Below are 19606 nucleotides of genomic sequence, written 5' to 3' on the forward strand. Positions count from 1 at the left end.
CCCCTTGGTCTTGCCCTAATTGATGAGATGGGCTGGCAGGGAGACCCCGCCACCCGAATATCCGCCACCCGAGTAGGTGGTGGGGTCCGCTACCCAGGTCACGAACTGACCGCGAATCCCGTTATCACTGCCGCCCAGCCCGGCCATATCGCCGCCCGACATGCCGGGGAACCTGTAGCCCGCCAACTTGAAGGCTGCATAACCCTTGATGTAGTACTTTGCGTTTGCACCTGTCTTCACGACGCTGGAGTAAACAGGGAACAGCACGACCGTATTGAGCAATGTTTCGATGACTGGTTTGCACGTGGACGGCATACTGAGGCCTGTCTTGCTCTGCGAGTAAGGATCCGTCACCCCTGGAGTTGCCGGATCATCGGGACGAACAGTCGTCCCACAAACACCGGCATCCGGAACCAGCCATTCGAACCCGCCTGCCACCGAAGCGCCGGAAGGGCTGTCGCTGACGCAGGTCTCAGTGCCATGGATCGTAATGGTTTGCAGACCTCCGCCAATGTCGAACTGGCATGGTGCGAATGTCAACGGAAGGGCAGCCGGACCGTATCCGGGGGCACCCCACGCTGCGGTCGCGCTCGCCCCGACTTGGACGGGGCCGGCGTCGAGTGCCGTCGCAAACAGATTGGTCAGGAAAGACGACGAGCCCGTCCTGGTTGATGTGCTGACCGTGACTTGACCAGTCGCCGACAAATCCACCGCAACATCGCTGGCGTTGTCGTTCGAGTTCGCATTCGCAAAACTCCCCGCCAGGCTGGAGTTGCAAGCCCCTGCCTGACAGCTGGCCGCCACCGCGAGTGCCCCAGCGTCCGCTCCGTTCTGAAGTTGGGCACGTTCTGAATAAATTTGGCCGACGTCGACAGCCATCGCTCCTGCCCCGATCAGAGCGAGCATCATGACTGCTACCGTTACGCCGGCCGCTCCCCGCTCACCGGCCCGGTCGGCTCCGTAGGCCTTTTTCAGCCGCCGCATTGCATGGCTCCTTTGCCTGTCAGGACCAAGGAAGACCCGAAGAACCCTGTAAGCGGAGTTCCTGTGTAGGTGACGGTAACGAGGGCTGTCGGAGCCGGGCTGACGGAAGGACATCCCGCCGCGGAGTAGTCGAAGCTGAGCAAGGCCGCGTTGATTGAGGGCGCTCCGGCCCTTCCGGCTGTAGTGGCCTTGACCATATCTTTGGTGATAGCCATGGTCCGAGCAGCCTCCCGTGAGGCCTGTGTGACGGACACCTGGACGTTGTAGGCATTCGAGAACTCGACGATGGCAATGAGTATCGCGACAAGGATAGGTGCGACGAGCGCGAACTCCACGGCGACTGCTCCGTGTTCCCGCCCTTGCGGATCTTTGCTAGGTTTCACTTTTCTCCCCGAGTCCCTCTGCGGCCAACATAAGAAGTGCCGCGTCCGCGCTTGCGAACGCGGCACCTTGTAGCTCCTGCAGTAACTTCTGTTACCAGCCGTTTACTGTGCCGGCGATTTGGTTGAAGAAGCCGTTCAGAGCACCGCTAAAGGCAGTGACACCGCCAACGATGAGTAGGGCAATGAGACCTACGAGAAGTGAATACTCCGTTGCCGTGGCTCCCTTTTCGGACTCAAACCGATCCTTGACGCCGGCGATAAAAGCCATCATTGAGACCATGAGAGAAGTCATTATGTTTTCCTTTAATTCGATGAAATGGATTAATTGATTTCAATGAATCTCCAGCTGCCCCATAATTCATAGCGGCTGGACTTCGCTAGGAAGAGATTGTCATTTGAGGATTGAAGGCAACAATGCGTAGTAGTACTCGACTTTTAGCAAGCGCTAAAAGAGTACGTACTCGAAAGGTAGAAGCAGTACTCGGGAATCAGCCGGCTACGCCTGCCTACTACTCGTTCCGAAGTGCCCCTGACCAGCGGAAGGACACAAAAATCCCGCCGGACGGGATTAAGGGAAGAGGAGGCCGGCTGCCGCGGCAGCACCAAGCATTGACGGACCGTGAGCCACTTCTGTGGCTTTATTCCTGCCTTTTCGGCCAAGAATAATGACCGTGACAAGGCCGTTCAGGATAAACCCGAGGAGGCCTCCGTAAAGCAGCTGGCTCCAACCTAGGTATCCCAGGTATAGACCGACAGGTGCTGCCAGCTTCACGTCGCCCATACCAATCCCGCCAGGAGAAATTAGTCCCAATATAAGATAGCCCAGGAACAATATGGCGGCCCCCAACGCCGCGCGGAAAAGATTATCAATTTGATGGTTAATCATTCCCGGGCTGAACAACAGCATGAAGCCGCCCACGAGCAGTATTAATACGAGCGGGTTGGGCAGGAGATGCAGGGCAACGTCTATCCGGGCGAGCTGTACGCCCAGCACGGCCAGGAATAGGAAAGCCGGCAAGCCGAGGGTGATTCCAAGGCGCATGGCGAAGGCCAGGCAGAAGAGGCCGGTGAGCGCCGCCGTCGTGATGCGTACTGAAGGGCGGGGGAGGCCGCCCAGTCTCGGCAGGTACCTGGCAATGAGGGCCTCCGCAACGGGGGAGAGGACCAGCCCCAGGAGCGCGGCCCCAATGACAAGGAGCCAGTCCGTGGTGCCGTCATTACCCGTTGCAAACACTGCGACCCCCTGCCTCCGTCAGGCCGGCGGGAGCTGAGGCGCCGCCCGGCTACCCCATTTTGACCCTGAACCCCTTAACGCGCTAATCTTGGTAGTCGTTGTGCGTGTCCTATTCCGATGGTGCGTGCCCGCTTGAGAATCCGGTTGCAGGATAACTACTCAACGTGCACATTCGGAACCACAGGATGACTGGTTACATAGAGCCCTCACCTCTGTTCCGGTAGCGCATAGATAGTAGGTGCACGAGCTAGTGACACCTAAACCAGAACGCCAGAATAAGAACGAGGCAAACACCGTGCGTACGTACACCCCGAAGCCCGGCGATATCAACCGCCAGTGGCACGTCATTGACGCCACAGACGTTGTCCTTGGTCGTCTCGCCAGCCAGACCGCAATCCTGCTGCGCGGCAAGCACAAGGCCACCTTTGCATCCCACATGGACATGGGCGACTTCGTCATCATCATCAACGCTGAGAAGGTAGCCCTCACCGGCGCCAAGCTGGAGCAGAAGCGCGCTTACCGCCACTCCGGTTACCCGGGCGGCCTGACCTCCGTCAACTACGCGGAGCTGCTGGAATCCAACCCGGTCCGCGCCGTTGAGAAGGCCATCAAGGGCATGCTCCCCAAGAACTCCCTCGCTGCACAGCAGCTGGGCAAGCTGAAGGTGTACCGCGGTGCTGAGCACCCGCACGCCGCCCAGCAGCCCAAGACTTTCGAAATCACCCAGGTCGCCCAGTAGTCCTGGCCACCAAACAACTTATCTATACAAGGAGAATCGTGGCTCAGAACGAAGAGACCACCGAAGCCGTTGAGGCTGAGGAAACCCTGACCAGCTACACCTCTGAAAGCTCAGCTGCTGACGCCGCTGCGCCGAAGAAGGAGCGCCCGGCCCTGACCGTTGCCGGCGCAGCAGTTGGCCGCCGCAAGGAAGCCGTTGCACGCGTTCGCGTTGTCCCCGGCTCCGGCAAGTGGACCATCAATGGCCGCGCGCTGGACAACTACTTCCCGAACAAGCTGCACCAGCAGGACGTCAACGAGCCCTTCAAGATCCTTGATCTCGAAGGCGCCTACGACGTTATCGCCCGCATCCACGGCGGCGGCATCTCCGGCCAGGCCGGTGCCCTGCGCCTCGGCATCGCCCGTTCACTGAACGAGATCGACGTCGAGAACAACCGCGCCACGCTGAAGAAGGCAGGCTACCTGTCCCGTGACGCCCGCGTCATCGAGCGTAAGAAGGCCGGTCTCAAGAAGGCCCGCAAGGCTCAGCAGTACTCCAAGCGCTAAATCCGCTTGCACAGAAGCCCGTTCCGCCATCGGCGGGGCGGGCTTCTGCCGTTTAACGCGCTCTTGCCTCCATCCGGAGAAGCGTTTCGGCAGGCCCGTGACCAGCGGTTTCAAGCCGCAGCACGCCCATCCTCTAGACTTGACCGGTGTCTAGATTATTTGGAACTGACGGTGTCCGGGGGCTGGCGAACGGTCTGTTGACTGCGGAGCTGGCCATGCAGCTGGCCCAGGCGGCCGCCGTGGTGCTTGGCCACGAGCGCAACTCGAACGGGTCCCGGCCGCGCGCCGTGGTGGCCCGCGATCCGCGCGCCAGCGGCGAATTCATCGCCGCCGCCGTGGAGGCAGGGCTCTCCAGCTCCGGCGTGGACGTCTACGACGCCGGAGTCCTCCCCACACCAGCCGCCGCATACCTGGTTGCCGATCTGGACGCGGACTTCGGTGTGATGATCTCCGCCTCCCACAACCCGGCCCCGGACAACGGCATCAAGTTCTTCGCCCGCGGTGGCCAGAAGCTCCCCGACGAGGTGGAGGACGCCATCGAGGCTCAGATGGCCAGAGACGCAGTCCGCCCAATCGGCGCTGACGTCGGACGCATCCAGCGCTTCTCCGACGCAGAGGACCGCTACATCGTCCACCTGCTCCAGACCCTGCCGCACCGCCTTGACGGCCTCAAGGTCGTCCTCGACTGCGCCCACGGCGCCGCCAGCGGCTGCTCGCCCCAGGTGTTCAAGGACGCCGGCGCGGACGTTGTAGTCATTGGCGCGGACCCGGACGGCCACAACATCAACGACGGCGTTGGCTCCACCCATCTGGGGCCCCTCAAGGAAGCTGTCGTAAAGCATGGCGCCAATCTCGGCATCGCCCATGACGGCGACGCCGACCGCTGCCTTGCGGTGGACCACGAAGGCAACGATGTGGACGGCGACCAGATCATGGCCATCCTCGCCGTTGCACTCAAAGCCTCAGGCAAGCTCAAAGACGACGTTCTGGTGGCCACGGTCATGAGCAACCTCGGCCTGAAGATCGCGCTCCGCGATGCCGGCATCCGCATCCGCGAAACCGCAGTGGGGGACCGCTACGTCCTTGAGGAAATGCGCGACGGCGGCTTCAACCTGGGCGGCGAACAGTCCGGCCACGTGATCTTCGCCGACCACGCCACCACCGGGGACGGTGTCCTCACCGGCCTGCAAATCGCCGCGCAGATTGCCCTGACGGGAAAGCCGCTCAAGGAACTCGCCACGGTCATGACCAAGCTCCCGCAGGTACTCATCAACGTCAAGGGCGTGGACCGTGCCGGAGTCCGCAGCAACGAGGTCCTGGCCCAGGCCGTGGCAGCAGCGGAAGCCTCGCTGGGCGATACCGGCCGCGTCCTGCTTCGCCCCTCCGGAACCGAACCCGTTGTGCGCGTCATGGTGGAAGCGGCCGACGAAGAGACCGCCCACTCCATCGCCGATCACCTTGCCCAGGTGGTCCGCGCAGAGCTGGCACTGGAACTCGTCTCCGAATAGGTTCCAGCACAAAAAGAGCGGCCCGCCTCCGACAAGAAGCGGGTCGCTCTTTGCATCTGACTTGCTAGGGCGTGCGGCTCTTCAGCGCATCGCGGATCTCGGTCAGCAGCGCGATCTGCGGATCCTCCGCAGAAGCCTCCTTCACGTCCTGGTTGACCCCCAGCCTGCGGTTGCGCCGTTCGATCATCAGATTCATCGGCATCACCACCACGAAGTAGATGGCCGCGGAAATCAGGAGGAAGTTGACGATTGCGGTCAGCAGGACACCGAACTCGATGGCGTTGCCGTTGAGCTCAACCTTCGCAAAACTGTCGAAGTTCGGGGAGCCCACTATCGCCGCGACGAAGGGCATCAGCACCTTGTTCACCAGCGCCGTTACCACCGCGCCGAAGGCAGTTCCAATCACAACGGCGACGGCAAGGTCCACGACGTTGCCCTTCATAATGAAATTCTTGAATCCAGTCAGCATAGGAATCACGCTAGCCCATCTCACGGATACCCCGGCGCCGCCTCCACGCCGAAATACTCCTCGAGCGTGTTGATGCCGCGGTTCACCATGTCCGTGGCCGCCTCCACCCCGATGTACCGCAGGTGCCACGGCTCGTAGTAGTAGCCCGTGATCGGGTGGAACATCCACGGGTACCGCACCACAAATCCGAACCGGTGCCCGTTCGCCTTCGCCCACACGGCCGCGGGCTGGTCGGCGAAGCACGGCTGGAATCCGCAGGCGCCGCCGCCGTCGGCGATGTCGAACGCCCACCCCGTCTGGTGTTCCGAGTACCCCGGCCGGGCACTGGCCGTGTCCGCGTCGGCCTGGCCCCTGGACGCGACATAGCCGTTGTACGTGAACACCTGCGTGCCGTAGGAGCGGTACCCACTCGCCAGGACCATCGCCACGCCAGCCTGCGCGGCCGCCGCGAACATCGCTTCCGCCGCCGCCGCCGTGGTCCTGTTCAGTAGTGCTGCCTCCCCGAAGGCGGACATCGCGACGGCGGGTTGCACCAGGTCAGCCGGCACGTAGTCCGCAGGGACCAGCGGCCGGTGCTTGTTCACCACCAGCCACGGGCTGGCAGGGTCCGTGAGGGAGAACTGCCGCGGCAAGGCAGAGGAGGGCGACGGCGTGGGGGACGGCTCCGGAGGCGGGGGAGCCGCCGCCGTGGCCTCCGCCGTCGTGCCCGGGACTGCGGTGGGTGACGGAGCGAGCGAAGATGACGCAGCAGGAGAGCCGGACGACGGCGCCACCGCCCCGGGTGCCTCCGGCGTGCAGGCTGCCAGCACAGTGAGCCCCGCCCCCGCTGCGAGGAACTGGGCGAAGCTGCGGCGGCTGGTCACCTTTTCAGCCGTACCGGCGTGAGGAGCGCAGTGGTAGCACACCCGTGTTAAACCTTTCGGAGCAGCATCCGGCGGATCGAGTGGTCCGCCTCCTTGGTGAGCACCAGCTGGGCCCGGCCGCGGGTGGGAAGGACGTTCTCCTCCAGGTTGGGCTCGTTGATGCGCTTCCAGATGTCCCGGGCGGTGCTCTCGGCCTCGTCGTCGGACAGCGCCGCGTACCGGTGGAAGTAGGACTCCGGCTGCGCGAACGCCGTGGTGCGGAGCTTGCGGAACCTGTCCACGTACCACTCCTCGATGTAGGAGGTCTTCGCGTCCACATAGATGGAGAAGTCGAAGAAGTCGCTCAGCGCCAGCCCCTGCCGGCCGTCGTGCCGGGGCCTCGCCGGCGCCAGGACATTGAGCCCTTCCACAATCAAGACATCGGGCCTGCGGACCACCACTTCCCTGCCCGGAACGATGTCGTACGTGACGTGGGAGTACCAGGGTGCCCGCACTTCCTCGGCGCCACCCTTGATCTCGCTCACAAAACGCAGCAGCGCACGCCGGTCATAGGACTCGGGGAAGCCCTTGCGCTCCAGCAGCTGCCGGCGCTTCAGCTCAGCCAGCGGGTACAGGAAGCCGTCAGTGGTGATGAGTTCAACATTCGGGGTGCCCGGCCAGCGGCGCAGCATCTCGCGGAGTACGCGGGCAATGGTGGACTTGCCGACGGCCACCGAGCCCGCCACGCCGATCACAAACGGGGTGCGCTGGGTCTGCTCGCCCAGGAAGGTAGTGGTGGCGGCGTGGAGCTGGCCAGCGGCCTCGACATACAGGTGCAGCAGCCGGGAGAGCGGCAGGTAGACCTCCCGGACCTCCTTGATGTCCAGGGGATCGCCAAGGCCGCGGAGACGGACGATGTCCTCCTGGTTAAGGGGCTGTTCCATCTCGTCTGCGAGCCGGGACCAGGTCTGCCGGTCCAGCTCAACGAACGGGGAGACGCCTTCGCCGTTCGCGTCATTGCGTTGCACAGTCACCATAGAGATTCTGCCCCCACCCCGGCTGAGAGCGAAATGCGGGCGCGTGCCCGCACAAGGGCGTGCGCAACACCAGCGGCTCCCCGGCGCCGCGTCCGGGTTTAGATCTGGGGCACTCGTGCCGATAGTCTTGAGCCTATGTGTGGAATCGTAGGATACGTGGGCCGTTCTAATAACGGCGGAAGTCACAGTGCGCTGGATGTTGTCCTTGAGGGGCTGCGCCGCCTGGAGTACCGGGGCTACGACTCCGCGGGAGTCGCCGTGGTGTCCCACGGCTCCATCGAGTCCCGGAAGAAATCGGGAAAGCTGAGCAACCTCATTGCCGAGCTGGAAGCGCGTCCGCTGCCTGAAACGGTGACCGGGATCGGCCACACCCGCTGGGCCACCCATGGCGGGCCGACCGACCGGAACGCCCACCCGCACCTGGCCGATGACGGCAGGCTCGCCGTGATCCACAACGGCATCATCGAAAACTTTGCCGAGCTCAAGCTCGAGCTGCTGGAAAAGGGCGTCACCTTCCTGTCCGAGACGGACACCGAGGTGGCCGCGGCGCTGCTGGCGGACATCTTCCGGAACAAGCTCGGCGGCGACGTCTCCGACGGCGGCCTGACCACCGCGATGGAGCTCGCCTGCCAGCGCCTCGAGGGCGCGTTCACGCTCCTCGCGGTCCACGCCGACCAGCCCGACGTCGTGGTGGCCGCCCGCCGCAACTCACCCCTGGTGGTGGGCCTGGGCGAGGGCGAGAACTTCCTGGGCTCGGACGTGTCCGGCTTCATCGACTACACCCGCCGTGCAGTGGAGCTGGGCCAGGACCAGATCGTCACCATCACCGCGGACACCGTGGATATCACCGACTTCTACGGGAACCCGGCCGCCGGCAAGGAATACCACGTCGACTGGGATCCCGCTTCTGCCGAAAAGGGCGGGTTCAGCTCGTTTATGGAGAAGGAAATCCATGACCAGCCCGACGCCGTCGCCCAGACCCTGCTGGGACGTTCTGACTTGAACGGCATGCTGACCCTGGATGAGCTCCGGATCGACCCGGAGCTGCTGAAGCAGGTCAACAAGATCATCGTCCTGGCCTGCGGCACCGCAGCCTACGCCGGCACGGTGGCGAAGTACGCGATCGAGAACTGGTGCCGGATCCCCACCGAGGTGGAGCTCGCCCACGAGTTCCGCTACCGCGATCCGATCCTGGATTCGAACACCCTGGTGGTGTCCATCAGCCAGTCCGGCGAAACCATGGACACCCTGATGGCCGTCCGCTACGCGCGGGAACAGGGCGCGAAGACCATCTCCATCTGCAACACCAACGGGTCCACCATCCCGCGTGAATCGGACGCCGTGCTCTACACGCACGCCGGCCCGGAGATCGCGGTGGCGTCCACCAAGGCGTTCCTGGCCCAGATCACCGCCGCCTACCTGCTGGGCCTGTACCTGGCGCAGCTGCGCGGGAACATCTTCTCCGGCCAGATCAAGGACGTCCTCGCGGACCTGAACAAGATCCCCGCGAAGATCCAGACCATCCTGGACGGCGCCGGCCCGCTCCGGGAGCTCGCCCGCAGCATGGCCAATGAAAAGTCGGTGCTGTTCCTGGGCCGCCACGTGGGCTACCCGGTGGCCCTCGAAGGCGCGCTGAAGCTCAAGGAAATCGCGTACATCCACGCCGAGGGCTTCGCCGCCGGTGAACTCAAGCACGGCCCCATCGCCCTGATCGATGACGGCCAGCCGGTGTTCGTGGTGGTCCCGTCCCCCCGCGGCCGCGACTCCCTGCACGCCAAGGTGGTCTCCAACATCCAGGAAGTCCGTGCCCGCGGCGCCCGCACCCTGGTGATCGCCGAGGAAGGCGACCAAGCCGTGAAGGCCTACGCCGAGCACGTCTTCTACGTCCCCGAAACCCCCACCCTGCTCATGCCGCTGCTGACCACCGTCCCGCTGCAGATCTTCGCCGCGGAACTCGCCGCTGCCAAGGGCTACGACGTGGACCAGCCCCGTAACCTCGCCAAGAGCGTCACGGTCGAGTAACTGGTTCCAGACTGACAAACAAAGGCCCCGGGTTCACGAACCCGGGGCCTTTTGTTTGTGCCGCGCAGAACCCCGTTTGCGTAACTTTTACCAACTTCAACTCCGGGGAGCCCCGGAAAGGCGGGGCGCCCGCTTGAGCTCCCGGCGTGAAAGAGACGCATTTGTGTTCAGCCGCGGAGGAGCGGGACGCCGGCGATGGTCCGGCCAGTAACGGGCGTCACCGTAGAATAAGCCGCATGATCGTTGGCATAGGCGTAGACGTTGTAGACATCGAGCGGTTCGGCCGCCAGCTTGAGCGCACCCCCGGCCTGCGGGACCGGTTGTTCGTCCCGGCCGAGCGGGAACTGAACACCCGCTCGCTGGCCGCAAGGTTCGCCGCGAAGGAAGCCGTCGCTAAGGTCCTCGGTGCGCCGGCCGGCATGAACTGGCAGGACTGCTGGATCGGCCTGGACCACAACGGCCCCACTGTCCAGGTCAAGGGCACCGTGCTGGCCGTCGCCGAGTCCAAGGGCGTCAAGCGCTGGCACCTCTCCATCAGCCACGACGGCGGCATCGCCACGGCCACGGTCCTGGCCGAAGGCTGAACCGGCCGTCCGGCCCGGTACCACTGACACCGTGATCAGCGCCTACACCGGAACCCAGGTCAGGGAGGCCGAGGAACCCCTCCTCGCCGCGGGCCTGGGCGACGTCCTGATGCAGCGCGCGGCCCACGGACTGGCCAACACGGTGGTCCTCGAGCTCAAGGCCCGCAACCGGCGGATCTACGGCGCCAGCGTGGTGGTGCTCACCGGCAAAGGCAACAATGGCGGGGACGGCCTCTACGCCGCGGCTTTCCTGGCCGCCCGGGGGATGCGTACGACGGCGGTGCTCACCGCTGATTCAGCCCACCCCGGGGGGCTGGCTGCTTTTGAACGGGCTGGCGGCCGGGTCCGGCACCTTTCCGCCGACGCACTCGCCGGGCTGGCCTCAGAAGCGGCGCGCGCCGACGTCGTCATCGATGCTGTCCTGGGGACGGGTGCGAAGGGCGGGCTGCGGGGGAGTGCCGCCAGCCTGGTCGGTGCCCTCGTTGATGCCCGGGCCGGCCACACTGCCGGTTTTGTGGTGGCCTGCGACCTTCCCAGCGGCGTCGACGCCGATACCGGTGAGGTGTCGGGGCCCGTGCTTCCTGCGGATGTAACAGTGTCCTTCGCGGCAGCCAAGGCCGGCCTGCTGGCTGACCCCGGCGCCGATTACGCCGGCAGGGTGCAGGTGGTGCCCATCGGCATCGAAGACCACCTCGCCCGGCCTGCGCTGCGCCGGCTGGAAGATGCGGACATCGCTGACCTCCTTCCCAATCCTGCCCGGCGTGCCCACAAGTACTCACGAGGCGTCCTCGGAGTGGTGGCGGGATCCGCCGACTACCCCGGCGCCGCCGTCCTGGCCTGCAGGGGCGCCCTGGCCGCCGGGGTGGGGATGGTCCGGTACCTTGGTCCGCCCGAGGTCGCCGGCCTGGTCCGCCAGTCCTGCCCCGAAGTGGTCTGCAGTACCGGCAAAGTGGCCGATAACCGGGTGCAGGCCTGGCTGGTGGGGTCCGGAATGGGGCCCGAAGACCACGAGCAGCTGCAACGCGCGCGGGACGCCGTGGAGTCCGGCCTGCCCGTGGTGGCCGATGCCGGTGCCCTGCCAGCCCTCCCCGATGTCCTCGCCCCGCACGTGGTGCTGACCCCGCACGCCGGCGAACTCGCCGCACTGTTGAAACGGCTGGGCGCTGACCTTGACCGCTCGGCAGTGGAGGAAGGAACCCTCGGCGCCGCCCGCCGGGCTGCCGGGCTGACCGGGGCGACCGTCCTGCTCAAGGGCGCCACGACCCTGGTGGCCGCACCCTCCGGGGACGTGTTCAGCCAGGCGGACGGCACCGCCCGGCTCGCCACCGCCGGCAGCGGCGACGTCCTCGCGGGCATCATTGGTGCCCTGCTCGCCCAAGGCGGTCCCGACGTCGGACGCCCCCTGAATCCGGGCATGGAACCTGAAGGCCGTTGGGCTGTGCTGGCCGCGCTGGGAGCCGCCATGCATGGCAGGGCCGGGAGGGCGGCGTCGGACGCCTGCTTTGGCGGGCCGATCGCTGCTGGCGGAATTGCGGACTCCCTACCTCATGTTTGGGGTAAAGTAAGCACGCTTAGTAACTCTGGGGTCCGGAAACGTAATAGTCACACCCAGCCGTTACGGTAGGCATAAGTTCGCACCGGCAACAGGGGGCCTGCCTTCTGCTGCCGATCAAAACATAGGAGCATTATGGAAGTCTGGCCCGGATCGGCTTATCCCCTTGGCGCCACGTTCAACGGAACCGGCACCAACTTTGCGCTGTTCAGCGAACGAGCCGAAAAAGTGGAGCTCTGCCTCTTCGACGAGGACGGCAAGGAAACCCGCATCACCGTGGATGAGGTGGACGGGTACGTCTGGCACTGCTACATCCCGCAGGTCCAGCCCGGCCAGAAGTACGGCTACCGGGTCCACGGCCCGTACGACCCTGATTCCGGCAACCGCTTCAACCCCAACAAGCTCCTGCTGGACCCCTACGCCAAGGCCGTCCACGGCCAGGTGGACTGGGACCCGTCGCTGTTCACGTACAACCTGGGCGAGCCGGACTCCATCAACAATGAGGACTCCGCCAGCCACATGATGATGGGTGTGGTCATCAACCCGTTCTTCGACTGGGACGGCGACCAGAACCTCCGCATTCCCTACCACCAGTCGGTCATCTACGAAGCCCACGTCAAGGGCCTCACCGAACTGCACCCGGAGATCCCCGAAGAGCAGCGCGGCACCTACGCAGGCGTGGCGCACCCGGCCGTGATCTCGCACCTGCAGAAGCTGGGCATCACGGCCATCGAGCTGATGCCCGTGCACCAGTTCGTCAATGACGGCACCCTGCAGGACAAGGGCCTGAACAACTACTGGGGCTACAACACCATCGGCTTCTTCGCGCCGCAGAACACCTACAGCTCCACCGGCGACACCGGCCAGCAGGTCCAGGACTTCAAAGCAATGGTCCGTTCGCTTCACAAGGCCGGCATCGAGGTCATCCTCGACGTGGTGTACAACCACACCGCCGAAGGCAACCACCTGGGCCCCTCGCTGTCCTTCAAGGGCATCGACAACGCCGCCTACTACCGGTTGATGGAGGGCGACGAAAAGCACTACATGGACTACACCGGCACCGGCAACTCCCTGAACGTCCGCCAGCCGCACTCCCTGCAGCTGCTGATGGACTCCCTCCGCTACTGGGTCACCGAGATGCACGTGGACGGCTTCCGCTTTGACCTCGCCTCCACCCTGGCCCGCGAGTTCTACGACGTGGACAAGCTGTCCACCTTCTTCGAACTCATCCAGCAGGACCCGGTAGTCTCCCAGGTCAAACTGATCGCCGAGCCCTGGGACGTTGGCCCCGGCGGCTACCAGGTGGGCAACTTCCCGCCGCAGTGGACAGAGTGGAACGGAAAGTACCGCGACACGGTCCGCGACTTCTGGCGCGGCGAGCCCGCCACCCTGGGCGAATTCGCTTCCCGCATCACCGGTTCTGCAGACTTGTACGAACACTCCGGACGCCGCCCCGTGGCCTCCATCAACTTCGTCACGGCACACGACGGCTTCACCCTGGCGGACCTGGTGTCCTACAACGAGAAGCACAACGATGCCAACGGCGAGGACAACAACGACGGCGAATCCCACAACCGCTCCTGGAACTGCGGCGTCGAGGGCGCCACAGATGATCCCAAGGTCCTCTCGCTGCGGGCCCGCCAGCAGCGCAACTTCATCGCCTCGCTGCTCCTGTCCCAAGGCGTACCCATGCTCCTGCACGGCGACGAAATGGGACGCACGCAGCAGGGCAACAACAACGGCTACTGCCAGGACTCCGAGCTCACCTGGATCAACTGGGACAGCATCGACCAGCCGCTGGTGGAATTCACCTCCGCAGTCAACGCGCTCCGCGCCAAGCATCCCACCTTCCGCCGCAGCCGGTTCTTCGACGGCCGGCCCGTCCTGCGGGGCGAAGGCGAACGGCTGCCGGACATCGTATGGCTGGACCCGGACGGTGAAACCATGAAGCCCGAGGCCTGGGACAGCGGATTCGGCCGGTCCGTCGGAGTCTTCCTGAACGGCGACGGCATCCAGGGCAAGGACAGCCGCGGGCGCCGGATCACCGACGTCAACTTCCTGCTGTACTTCAACGCGCACGATGACACGGTCAAGTTCAACCTGCCGTCTGATGAGTACGCGCCGGCCTGGGACATCATCATCGACACCGCGGGCCATAACGCTGACACTGAGCCAGTGACGGCCGGGGAGCCGCTGCCCGTGGAAGCGAAGTCCCTGGTGGTCCTGCGGGCCCACACTGTTGAGGAAGTAGAGCCGGACCACTCCGTGGCGGCATCGCTCGCGGCGCTGACGCAGTCCACCTCCAGCGAGGCGGAATCCATCAGCACCCCCGTCATCGCTGAACCCGGCAAGACCACCAAGGTGGGCTCGCGGAAGGCTACGGAGAAGTGAGGGTCCCTTCCTCCACCTACCGGCTCCAGATCCGCAGCAGCTTCACCTTGTTTGACGCCGCGGAGAAGGTCCCGTACCTGAAATCGCTCGGGGTGGACTGGGTGTACCTTTCGCCCATCCTGACGGCGGAGCAGGGCTCGGACCACGGCTATGACGTGACCGACCCCTCCGCCGTAGACCCGGAGCGGGGCGGGCCGGAAGGCCTGCTCGCCCTGTCCAAAGCGGCCCGCGAACACGGCATGGGTGTCCTGGTGGACATCGTGCCCAACCACGTGGGCGTCGCAACGCCGGCGCAGAACCCGTGGTGGTGGTCCCTGTTGAAGGAAGGTCAGGGATCACCCTACGCGGACGCCTTCGACGTCGAGTGGGAACTGGCCGGCGGCAAGATCCGGCTGCCCATGCTGGGCTCGGATGATGACCTGGACAAGCTGGAGGTCAAGGACGGCGAACTCCGCTACTACGACCACCGCTTCCCGATCGCCGAAGGAACATATTCCGACGGCGACTCAGCCCAGGAGGTGCACAGCCGCCAGCACTACGAGCTGATCGGCTGGCGCCGCGCGGATGCCGAACTGAACTACCGACGCTTCTTCGCGGTCACCACGCTGGCAGGGATCCGGGTGGAGACGCCCCGCGTGTTCGAGGAAGCCCATGCCGAAGTGGGCCGCTGGTTCACTGAGGGCCTCGTGGACGGGCTCCGCGTGGACCATCCCGATGGCCTCGCGGATCCTGCCGGCTACCTGCGGTGGCTGAAGGACCTCAGCGGCGGAGCCTACGTCCTAGTGGAAAAGATCCTGGAGCCGGGCGAAGTCCTGCCCCAGGACTTCGCCACCGAGGGCACCACCGGGTACGACGCCCTTGCTGATGTTGACCGGGTGTTTGTTGATCCGGCCGGCCAGCAGCCGCTCGAGGACCTTGACGCGAAGCTCCGGGAATCAGCCGCACCCGCCGATTACGCCGAGATGATCCGCGGCACCAAGCGGATGATCGCCGACGGCATCCTCCGCTCAGAGGTGCTGCGGCTGGCCCGCCTGGTTCCGGAGTCCTACGGGCTTCCGGTGGATCAGGCAGCTGACGCGCTGGCGGAAATCATCGCAGCCTTCCCGGTGTACAGGTCCTACCTGCCCACGGGCGCCGAGATCCTCAAGGAAGCCTGCGAGTCCGCGGCGGCCCGCCGGCCCGAGCTGGAGGTCGCCGTCGGCACGCTGCTTCCGCTGCTCCTGGACCCGGCCAATCCGATCGCGGTCCGGTTCCAGCAGACCTCCGGCATGGTGATGGCCAAGGGTGTGGAGGACACGGCGTTCTACCGTTACACCCGTTTGGGCACGTTGACGGAGGTGGGGGCCGAACCGACCGAGTTCTCCGTTTCACCCGAGGAGTTCCACCACCGGATGGCGCGGCGGCAGGAACAATATCCGCTGTCCATGACCACCCTGTCCACGCACGACACCAAGCGCAGCGAGGATGCGCGGGCCCGGATCTCCGTGATCGCGGAACTGCCGCAGGAGTGGACGGCCACCCTCAACACCCTCCGGGAACTTGCCCCGATTCCGGACGGCCCGTACGAGAACCTGCTGTGGCAGGCCATTATCGGCGCCTGGCCGGCCAGCCGGGAACGGCTCCAGGGCTACGCGGAAAAGGCTGCCCGCGAAGCCGGCAACTCCACCACGTGGACGGACCCGGACGAGGAGTTCGAGTCCTCCGTAAAGGCCGCGGTGAACGCCGTGTTCGACGACGGCCGGGTCACCAGGGTGGTGGAGGACTTCGTGGCACGGACCGACTCCTACGCCGCGTCCAACTCCGTGTCCGCCAAGTTGGTCCAGCTGACCATGCCGGGAGTCCCGGACGTCTACCAGGGCAGCGAATTCTGGGAACGGTCCCTGACCGACCCGGACAACCGGCGGCCGGTGGACTTCGCGGTCCGCCAGGCGGAGCTGGCAAGGCTCGACGCCGGCACATTGCCGGAAGCGGGCACCGAAATCAGCAAGCTCCTGGTCACCTCCCGGGCGCTCCGGCTCCGCCGCGACCGGCCCGAACTGTTCCAGGGCTACGCCCCGGTGGCAGCAACAGGTGCGGCCGCAGAGCATCTGGTCGCCTTCCACCGCGGTGCTGACGGGGTTCTGGGCGCCCTGACCCTGGCTACCCGGCTCCCCGCCGGGCTGGCGGCCGACGGCGGATGGCGGGACACCGCCGTCGAACTCCCCGTTGCGGTGCGTGATGAGTTCTCCGGTTCCGTTTACGGGCCGGGCACGGTTTTGGTGGCTGACGTCCTGGGTACCTACCCCGTGGCTTTGCTCGTACCGGTGGATGGAGAAAAGGCATGACCCTCGTCAATGTGGGGCCCGGGCGTTTCGACGTCTGGGCTCCGGACGCACAGTCGGTAATCCTGCTGGCGGACGGCCGGCAGTACCCGATGCTGAAGAAGGCGACGGCACCCGGCTTGGAGGGGTGGTGGACGGCGCCGGACGCACCCGCTGACGGCGACGTGGACTACGGCTACCTTCTGGACGGCGACGGCCAGCCGGTGCCCGATCCGCGCTCGCGCCGGCTGCCCTCCGGCGTCCATGAGCTCTCCCGAACCTACGACCCCTCGTCCCACAGCTGGCAGGACGGCGGCTGGAAGGGCAAGGAGCTGCAGGGTTCGGTCATCTACGAACTCCACGTGGGGACCTTCACGCCGGAGGGGACCCTCGACGCTGCGGCCGGGAAGCTGGATTACCTGGCGGGCCTGGGCGTGGACTTCGTGGAACTGCTGCCGGTCAACGGCTTCAACGGCACCCACAACTGGGGCTACGACGGCGTGCAGTGGTACGCCGTCCATGAAGGCTACGGCGGGCCGGCCGCGTACCAACGCTTTGTTGACGCAGCCCATGCCGCCGGCCTGGGCGTCATCCAGGACGTGGTATACAACCACCTCGGACCCAGCGGCAACTACCTGCCCAAGTTCGGCCCGTACCTGAAGCAAGGGGACGCCAACACCTGGGGCGACTCCGTTAACCTGGACGGCCCCGGCTCGGACGTAGTGCGCGAGTACATCCTGGACAACCTCGCGCTATGGCTCCGGGACTACCATGTGGACGGGCTGCGGCTGGATGCCGTGCACGCGCTGCGCGATGAGCGGGCCGTGCACATCCTGGAGGAGTTCGGCGCCCTGGGCGATGCCGTCTCGGCGGAAACCGGACTGCCGAAAACGCTGATCGCCGAGTCTGACCTGAACAACCCGCGCCTGATCTACCCGCGGGACGCCAACGGCTACGGGCTCGCCGGGCAGTGGAGCGACGATTTCCACCACACCGTGCATGTGAGTGTCAGCGGCGAGACCACCGGGTACTACGAGGACTTCCAGTCCCTGGCGGTGCTGGCGAAGGTCCTGAAGGACGGCTTCCTGCACGACGGCAGCTACTCCAGCTTCCGCGGCCGCCACCACGGCCGGCCCATCAATGCCTCGCTGGTGCACCCCGCCGCGCTGGTGGTGTGCAACCAGAACCACGACCAGATCGGCAATCGGGCCACCGGGGACAGGCTCTCGCAGTCCCTGTCCTACGGGCAACTGGCCGTTGCGGCAGTGCTCACCCTGACGTCGCCCTTCACGCCCATGCTGTTTATGGGCGAGGAATTCGCGGCGAGCACACCGTGGCAGTTCTTCACCTCGCATCCGGAACCGGAGCTCGGCAAGGCTACGGCGGAAGGGCGGATCAAGGAGTTCGAGCGCATGGGGTGGGATCCCGCCGTCGTGCCCGATCCCCAGGACCCGGAGACCTTCCGCCGGTCCAAGCTGAACTGGGACGAAGCTGCCGGGGGAGACCACGCCCGGCTGCTGGAGCTTTACCGCTCGCTTACCGCGCTGCGCCGGGAGCACGGCGAGCTTGCAGGCCTTGGCTTCGGGGAGACGGACGTAACGTTCGACGACGACGCCGGTTGGCTGCGTTTCCGGCGGGGGAGCGTTGAGGTGCTGCTGAACCTTTCGGACGCGAAGGTCCGGCTGGAGGACGCCTCCGGGTCTGTCCTGCTGGCCACGGATGAGGGGACCGGCCTTGAAGGCGATGTCCTGGACCTGGCTCCCTGGAGCGCCGCGATCCTGAAGTCCTGACCTTCCGGTCTGTAACGGAAGATGCGCCGCGGGCTGATGATGTCAGCCCGCGGCGTAACTTTCCCGGCTCCCCTCTGTTGCGCCGGTCACAGCTGGCAGGATGGAATCCATGACTTACTCCGCGGCGGAAAACCGCTACGAATCCATGCCCTACCGCCGCGTCGGCCGCAGCGGCCTGAAACTTCCGGCCATCTCACTCGGCCTCTGGCACAACTTCGGCGACGACAAGCGCTTTGACGAACAGCGGGCCATCCTTCGCCGCGCCTTTGACCTGGGCGTCAACCATTTCGACCTCGCCAACAACTACGGGCCGCCGGACGGTTCCGCCGAGACCAACTTTGGCCGGCACCTGAAGGACGACTTCAAGCCGTACCGTGACGAGCTGGTCATCTCCACGAAGGCCGGCTACTACATGTGGCCCGGCCCCTACGGTGAATGGGGCTCCCGCAAGTACCTGATCTCCAGCCTGGACCAGTCGCTCCAGCGGATGGGCCTGGACTACGTGGACATCTTCTACAGCCACCGGCCGGACCCGGAGACCCCGTTGGAAGAGACCATGGGTGCCCTGGATTATGCGGTGCGATCGGGCAAGGCACTGTACGCGGGCATTTCCTCCTATACCCCGGAACAGACCCTTGAGGCGGCACGAATCCTGAAGGAACTCGGCACGCCTCTGCTGATCCATCAGCCCAGCTACTCCCTGCTCAACCGGTGGACCGAGAACGGCAGCCCCAACCTGTACGAAGCACTTGACCAGGTGGGGGCCGGGTCCATTGCCTTCTCGCCGCTGGCCCAGGGCATGCTCACCAATCGTTACCTCAACGGCATCCCCGCTGATTCCCGCGCCGCCAAAGCCCGCTTCCTCTCCGAGGACGCCATCACTGCCGAGAAGCTGGACCGGATCCGCGGCCTGCACACCGTCGCTGAGGGCCGCGGGCAGTCCCTGGCACAGATGGCCATCGCGTGGATCCTGCGGGACCAGCCCAAAGGTTCGCCCGTCACGTCCGCGCTGGTGGGTGCGTCCAGCGTCGCTCAGCTGGAGGACACCCTGGCGGCGATCAACAATCTCGAGTTCACCGCAAGCGAGCTGGCCGCCATCGACCAGTTCGCGGAGGAATCGGACATCAGCCTCAGCACTCAGCCCGTCTAATTCGCCTCCGTCATTTTCCAGAAGGTGGGACGGGGGAACAACTTTCCGTCCCACCTTGTTGGGTAATATGAAAAGG

General features: G+C 65.3%; 17 protein-coding genes. 10 read left to right on the forward strand and 7 right to left on the reverse strand.

Annotated features, from left to right (window positions below):
• Positions 1-15 precede the first annotated feature (15 nt).
• The 4 genes from ACFVYC_RS00845 to ACFVYC_RS00860 form a co-directional block, all read right to left on the reverse strand.
• On the reverse strand, positions 16-984 hold the full coding sequence (locus ACFVYC_RS00845; protein WP_387545537.1) for a pilus assembly protein TadG-related protein: 969 nt from the start codon (positions 982-984) through the stop codon (positions 16-18).
• Positions 972-1367 carry a TadE/TadG family type IV pilus assembly protein gene (locus ACFVYC_RS00850; protein ID WP_387545539.1) on the reverse strand — a complete coding sequence of 132 codons (396 nt, stop codon included), beginning with the start codon at positions 1365-1367 and terminating at the stop codon, positions 972-974. Before ACFVYC_RS00850 ends, ACFVYC_RS00845 begins: the two co-directional genes overlap by 13 nt.
• 91 nt (positions 1368-1458) lie before the next feature.
• Positions 1459-1659 carry a Flp family type IVb pilin gene (locus ACFVYC_RS00855; protein WP_387545540.1) on the reverse strand — a complete coding sequence of 67 codons (201 nt, stop codon included), beginning with the start codon at positions 1657-1659 and terminating at the stop codon, positions 1459-1461.
• Positions 1660-1935: 276 nt separating this feature from the next.
• A complete protein-coding gene (locus ACFVYC_RS00860) occupies positions 1936-2601 on the reverse strand; it encodes a prepilin peptidase (protein WP_387545542.1) in 666 nt (221 codons plus the stop codon).
• 295 nt (positions 2602-2896) lie between these two features.
• On the opposite strand from ACFVYC_RS00860, the gene rplM reads away from it, so the two are divergent.
• The 3 genes from rplM to glmM all read left to right on the forward strand — a co-directional run bounded on the left by rplM (position 2897) and on the right by glmM (position 5393).
• The gene (gene rplM / locus ACFVYC_RS00865; RefSeq protein ID WP_015937805.1) at positions 2897-3340 is read left to right on the forward strand and encodes a 50S ribosomal protein L13; all 444 of its coding nucleotides are present in this window, start codon (positions 2897-2899) and stop codon (positions 3338-3340) included.
• A 38-nt stretch (positions 3341-3378) separates the two neighbouring features.
• The gene (rpsI, locus tag ACFVYC_RS00870; protein WP_050684362.1) at positions 3379-3885 is read left to right on the forward strand and encodes a 30S ribosomal protein S9; all 507 of its coding nucleotides are present in this window, start codon (positions 3379-3381) and stop codon (positions 3883-3885) included.
• Positions 3886-4031: 146 nt separating this feature from the next.
• On the forward strand, positions 4032-5393 hold the full coding sequence (gene glmM / locus ACFVYC_RS00875; protein ID WP_387545545.1) for a phosphoglucosamine mutase: 1362 nt from the start codon (positions 4032-4034) through the stop codon (positions 5391-5393).
• Positions 5394-5457: 64 nt separating this feature from the next.
• Here the strand turns inward: glmM and mscL are convergent, their stop codons facing one another.
• Genes mscL through coaA form a run of 3 tightly spaced genes read right to left on the reverse strand, consistent with a single transcriptional unit; the run spans position 5458 to position 7741 of the window.
• The gene (mscL, locus tag ACFVYC_RS00880; RefSeq protein ID WP_387545547.1) at positions 5458-5862 is read right to left on the reverse strand and encodes a large conductance mechanosensitive channel protein MscL; all 405 of its coding nucleotides are present in this window, start codon (positions 5860-5862) and stop codon (positions 5458-5460) included.
• 20 nt (positions 5863-5882) lie between these two features.
• Positions 5883-6767, reverse strand: coding sequence for a D-alanyl-D-alanine carboxypeptidase family protein (locus ACFVYC_RS00885; protein WP_387545550.1), 885 nt, complete (start codon positions 6765-6767; stop codon positions 5883-5885).
• A 5-nt stretch (positions 6768-6772) separates the two neighbouring features.
• On the reverse strand, positions 6773-7741 hold the full coding sequence (coaA, locus tag ACFVYC_RS00890; RefSeq protein WP_387545553.1) for a type I pantothenate kinase: 969 nt from the start codon (positions 7739-7741) through the stop codon (positions 6773-6775).
• A 135-nt stretch (positions 7742-7876) separates the two neighbouring features.
• Here coaA and glmS point away from each other — a divergent pair, with 135 nt between their 5' ends.
• The 7 genes from glmS to mgrA all read left to right on the forward strand — a co-directional run bounded on the left by glmS (position 7877) and on the right by mgrA (position 19530).
• Positions 7877-9763 (forward strand): glutamine--fructose-6-phosphate transaminase (isomerizing), encoded by a 1887-nt coding sequence (glmS, locus tag ACFVYC_RS00895; protein WP_387545556.1) that lies wholly within the window; start codon positions 7877-7879, stop codon positions 9761-9763.
• A gap of 236 nt (positions 9764-9999) precedes the next feature.
• Positions 10000-10347 carry a holo-ACP synthase gene (locus ACFVYC_RS00900; RefSeq protein WP_104042503.1) on the forward strand — a complete coding sequence of 116 codons (348 nt, stop codon included), beginning with the start codon at positions 10000-10002 and terminating at the stop codon, positions 10345-10347.
• 31 nt (positions 10348-10378) lie between these two features.
• On the forward strand, positions 10379-11971 hold the full coding sequence (locus ACFVYC_RS00905; protein WP_387545559.1) for an NAD(P)H-hydrate dehydratase: 1593 nt from the start codon (positions 10379-10381) through the stop codon (positions 11969-11971).
• A gap of 63 nt (positions 11972-12034) precedes the next feature.
• Positions 12035-14290: a glycogen debranching protein GlgX gene (gene glgX / locus ACFVYC_RS00910; RefSeq protein ID WP_387545561.1), complete on the forward strand. Its 2256-nt coding sequence runs from the start codon at positions 12035-12037 to the stop codon at positions 14288-14290.
• Complete coding sequence (treY, locus tag ACFVYC_RS00915) at positions 14287-16614, forward strand: malto-oligosyltrehalose synthase (RefSeq protein WP_387545563.1); 2328 nt, start codon at positions 14287-14289, stop codon at positions 16612-16614. The genes glgX and treY overlap by 4 nt, the downstream gene beginning before the upstream one ends.
• The gene (treZ, locus tag ACFVYC_RS00920) at positions 16611-18380 is read left to right on the forward strand and encodes a malto-oligosyltrehalose trehalohydrolase (protein WP_387545566.1); all 1770 of its coding nucleotides are present in this window, start codon (positions 16611-16613) and stop codon (positions 18378-18380) included. The genes treY and treZ overlap by 4 nt, the downstream gene beginning before the upstream one ends.
• A 109-nt stretch (positions 18381-18489) precedes the next feature.
• Entirely contained in the window at positions 18490-19530 is a 1041-nt protein-coding gene (mgrA, locus tag ACFVYC_RS00925; protein WP_387545568.1) for an L-glyceraldehyde 3-phosphate reductase, read from the forward strand.
• Positions 19531-19606 lie beyond the last annotated feature (76 nt).

It is taken from the genome of Pseudarthrobacter sp. NPDC058329 (assembly GCF_042879835.1).
Classification (GTDB): Bacteria; Actinomycetota; Actinomycetes; order Actinomycetales; family Micrococcaceae; genus Arthrobacter.

Coding starts and splice junctions, on each gene's coding strand:
- ACFVYC_RS00855 (WP_387545540.1), bottom strand. CDS start 1,659: ATGACTTCTCTCATGGTCTCAATGATGGCTTTTATCGCCGGCGTCAAG.
- ACFVYC_RS00845 (WP_387545537.1), bottom strand. CDS start 984: ATGCGGCGGCTGAAAAAGGCCTACGGAGCCGACCGGGCCGGTGAGCGG.
- glgX (WP_387545561.1), top strand. CDS start 12,035: ATGGAAGTCTGGCCCGGATCGGCTTATCCCCTTGGCGCCACGTTCAAC.
- coaA (WP_387545553.1), bottom strand. CDS start 7,741: ATGGTGACTGTGCAACGCAATGACGCGAACGGCGAAGGCGTCTCCCCG.
- ACFVYC_RS00900 (WP_104042503.1), top strand. CDS start 10,000: ATGATCGTTGGCATAGGCGTAGACGTTGTAGACATCGAGCGGTTCGGC.
- mgrA (WP_387545568.1), top strand. CDS start 18,490: ATGACTTACTCCGCGGCGGAAAACCGCTACGAATCCATGCCCTACCGC.
- glmS (WP_387545556.1), top strand. CDS start 7,877: ATGTGTGGAATCGTAGGATACGTGGGCCGTTCTAATAACGGCGGAAGT.
- mscL (WP_387545547.1), bottom strand. CDS start 5,862: ATGCTGACTGGATTCAAGAATTTCATTATGAAGGGCAACGTCGTGGAC.
- treZ (WP_387545566.1), top strand. CDS start 16,611: ATGACCCTCGTCAATGTGGGGCCCGGGCGTTTCGACGTCTGGGCTCCG.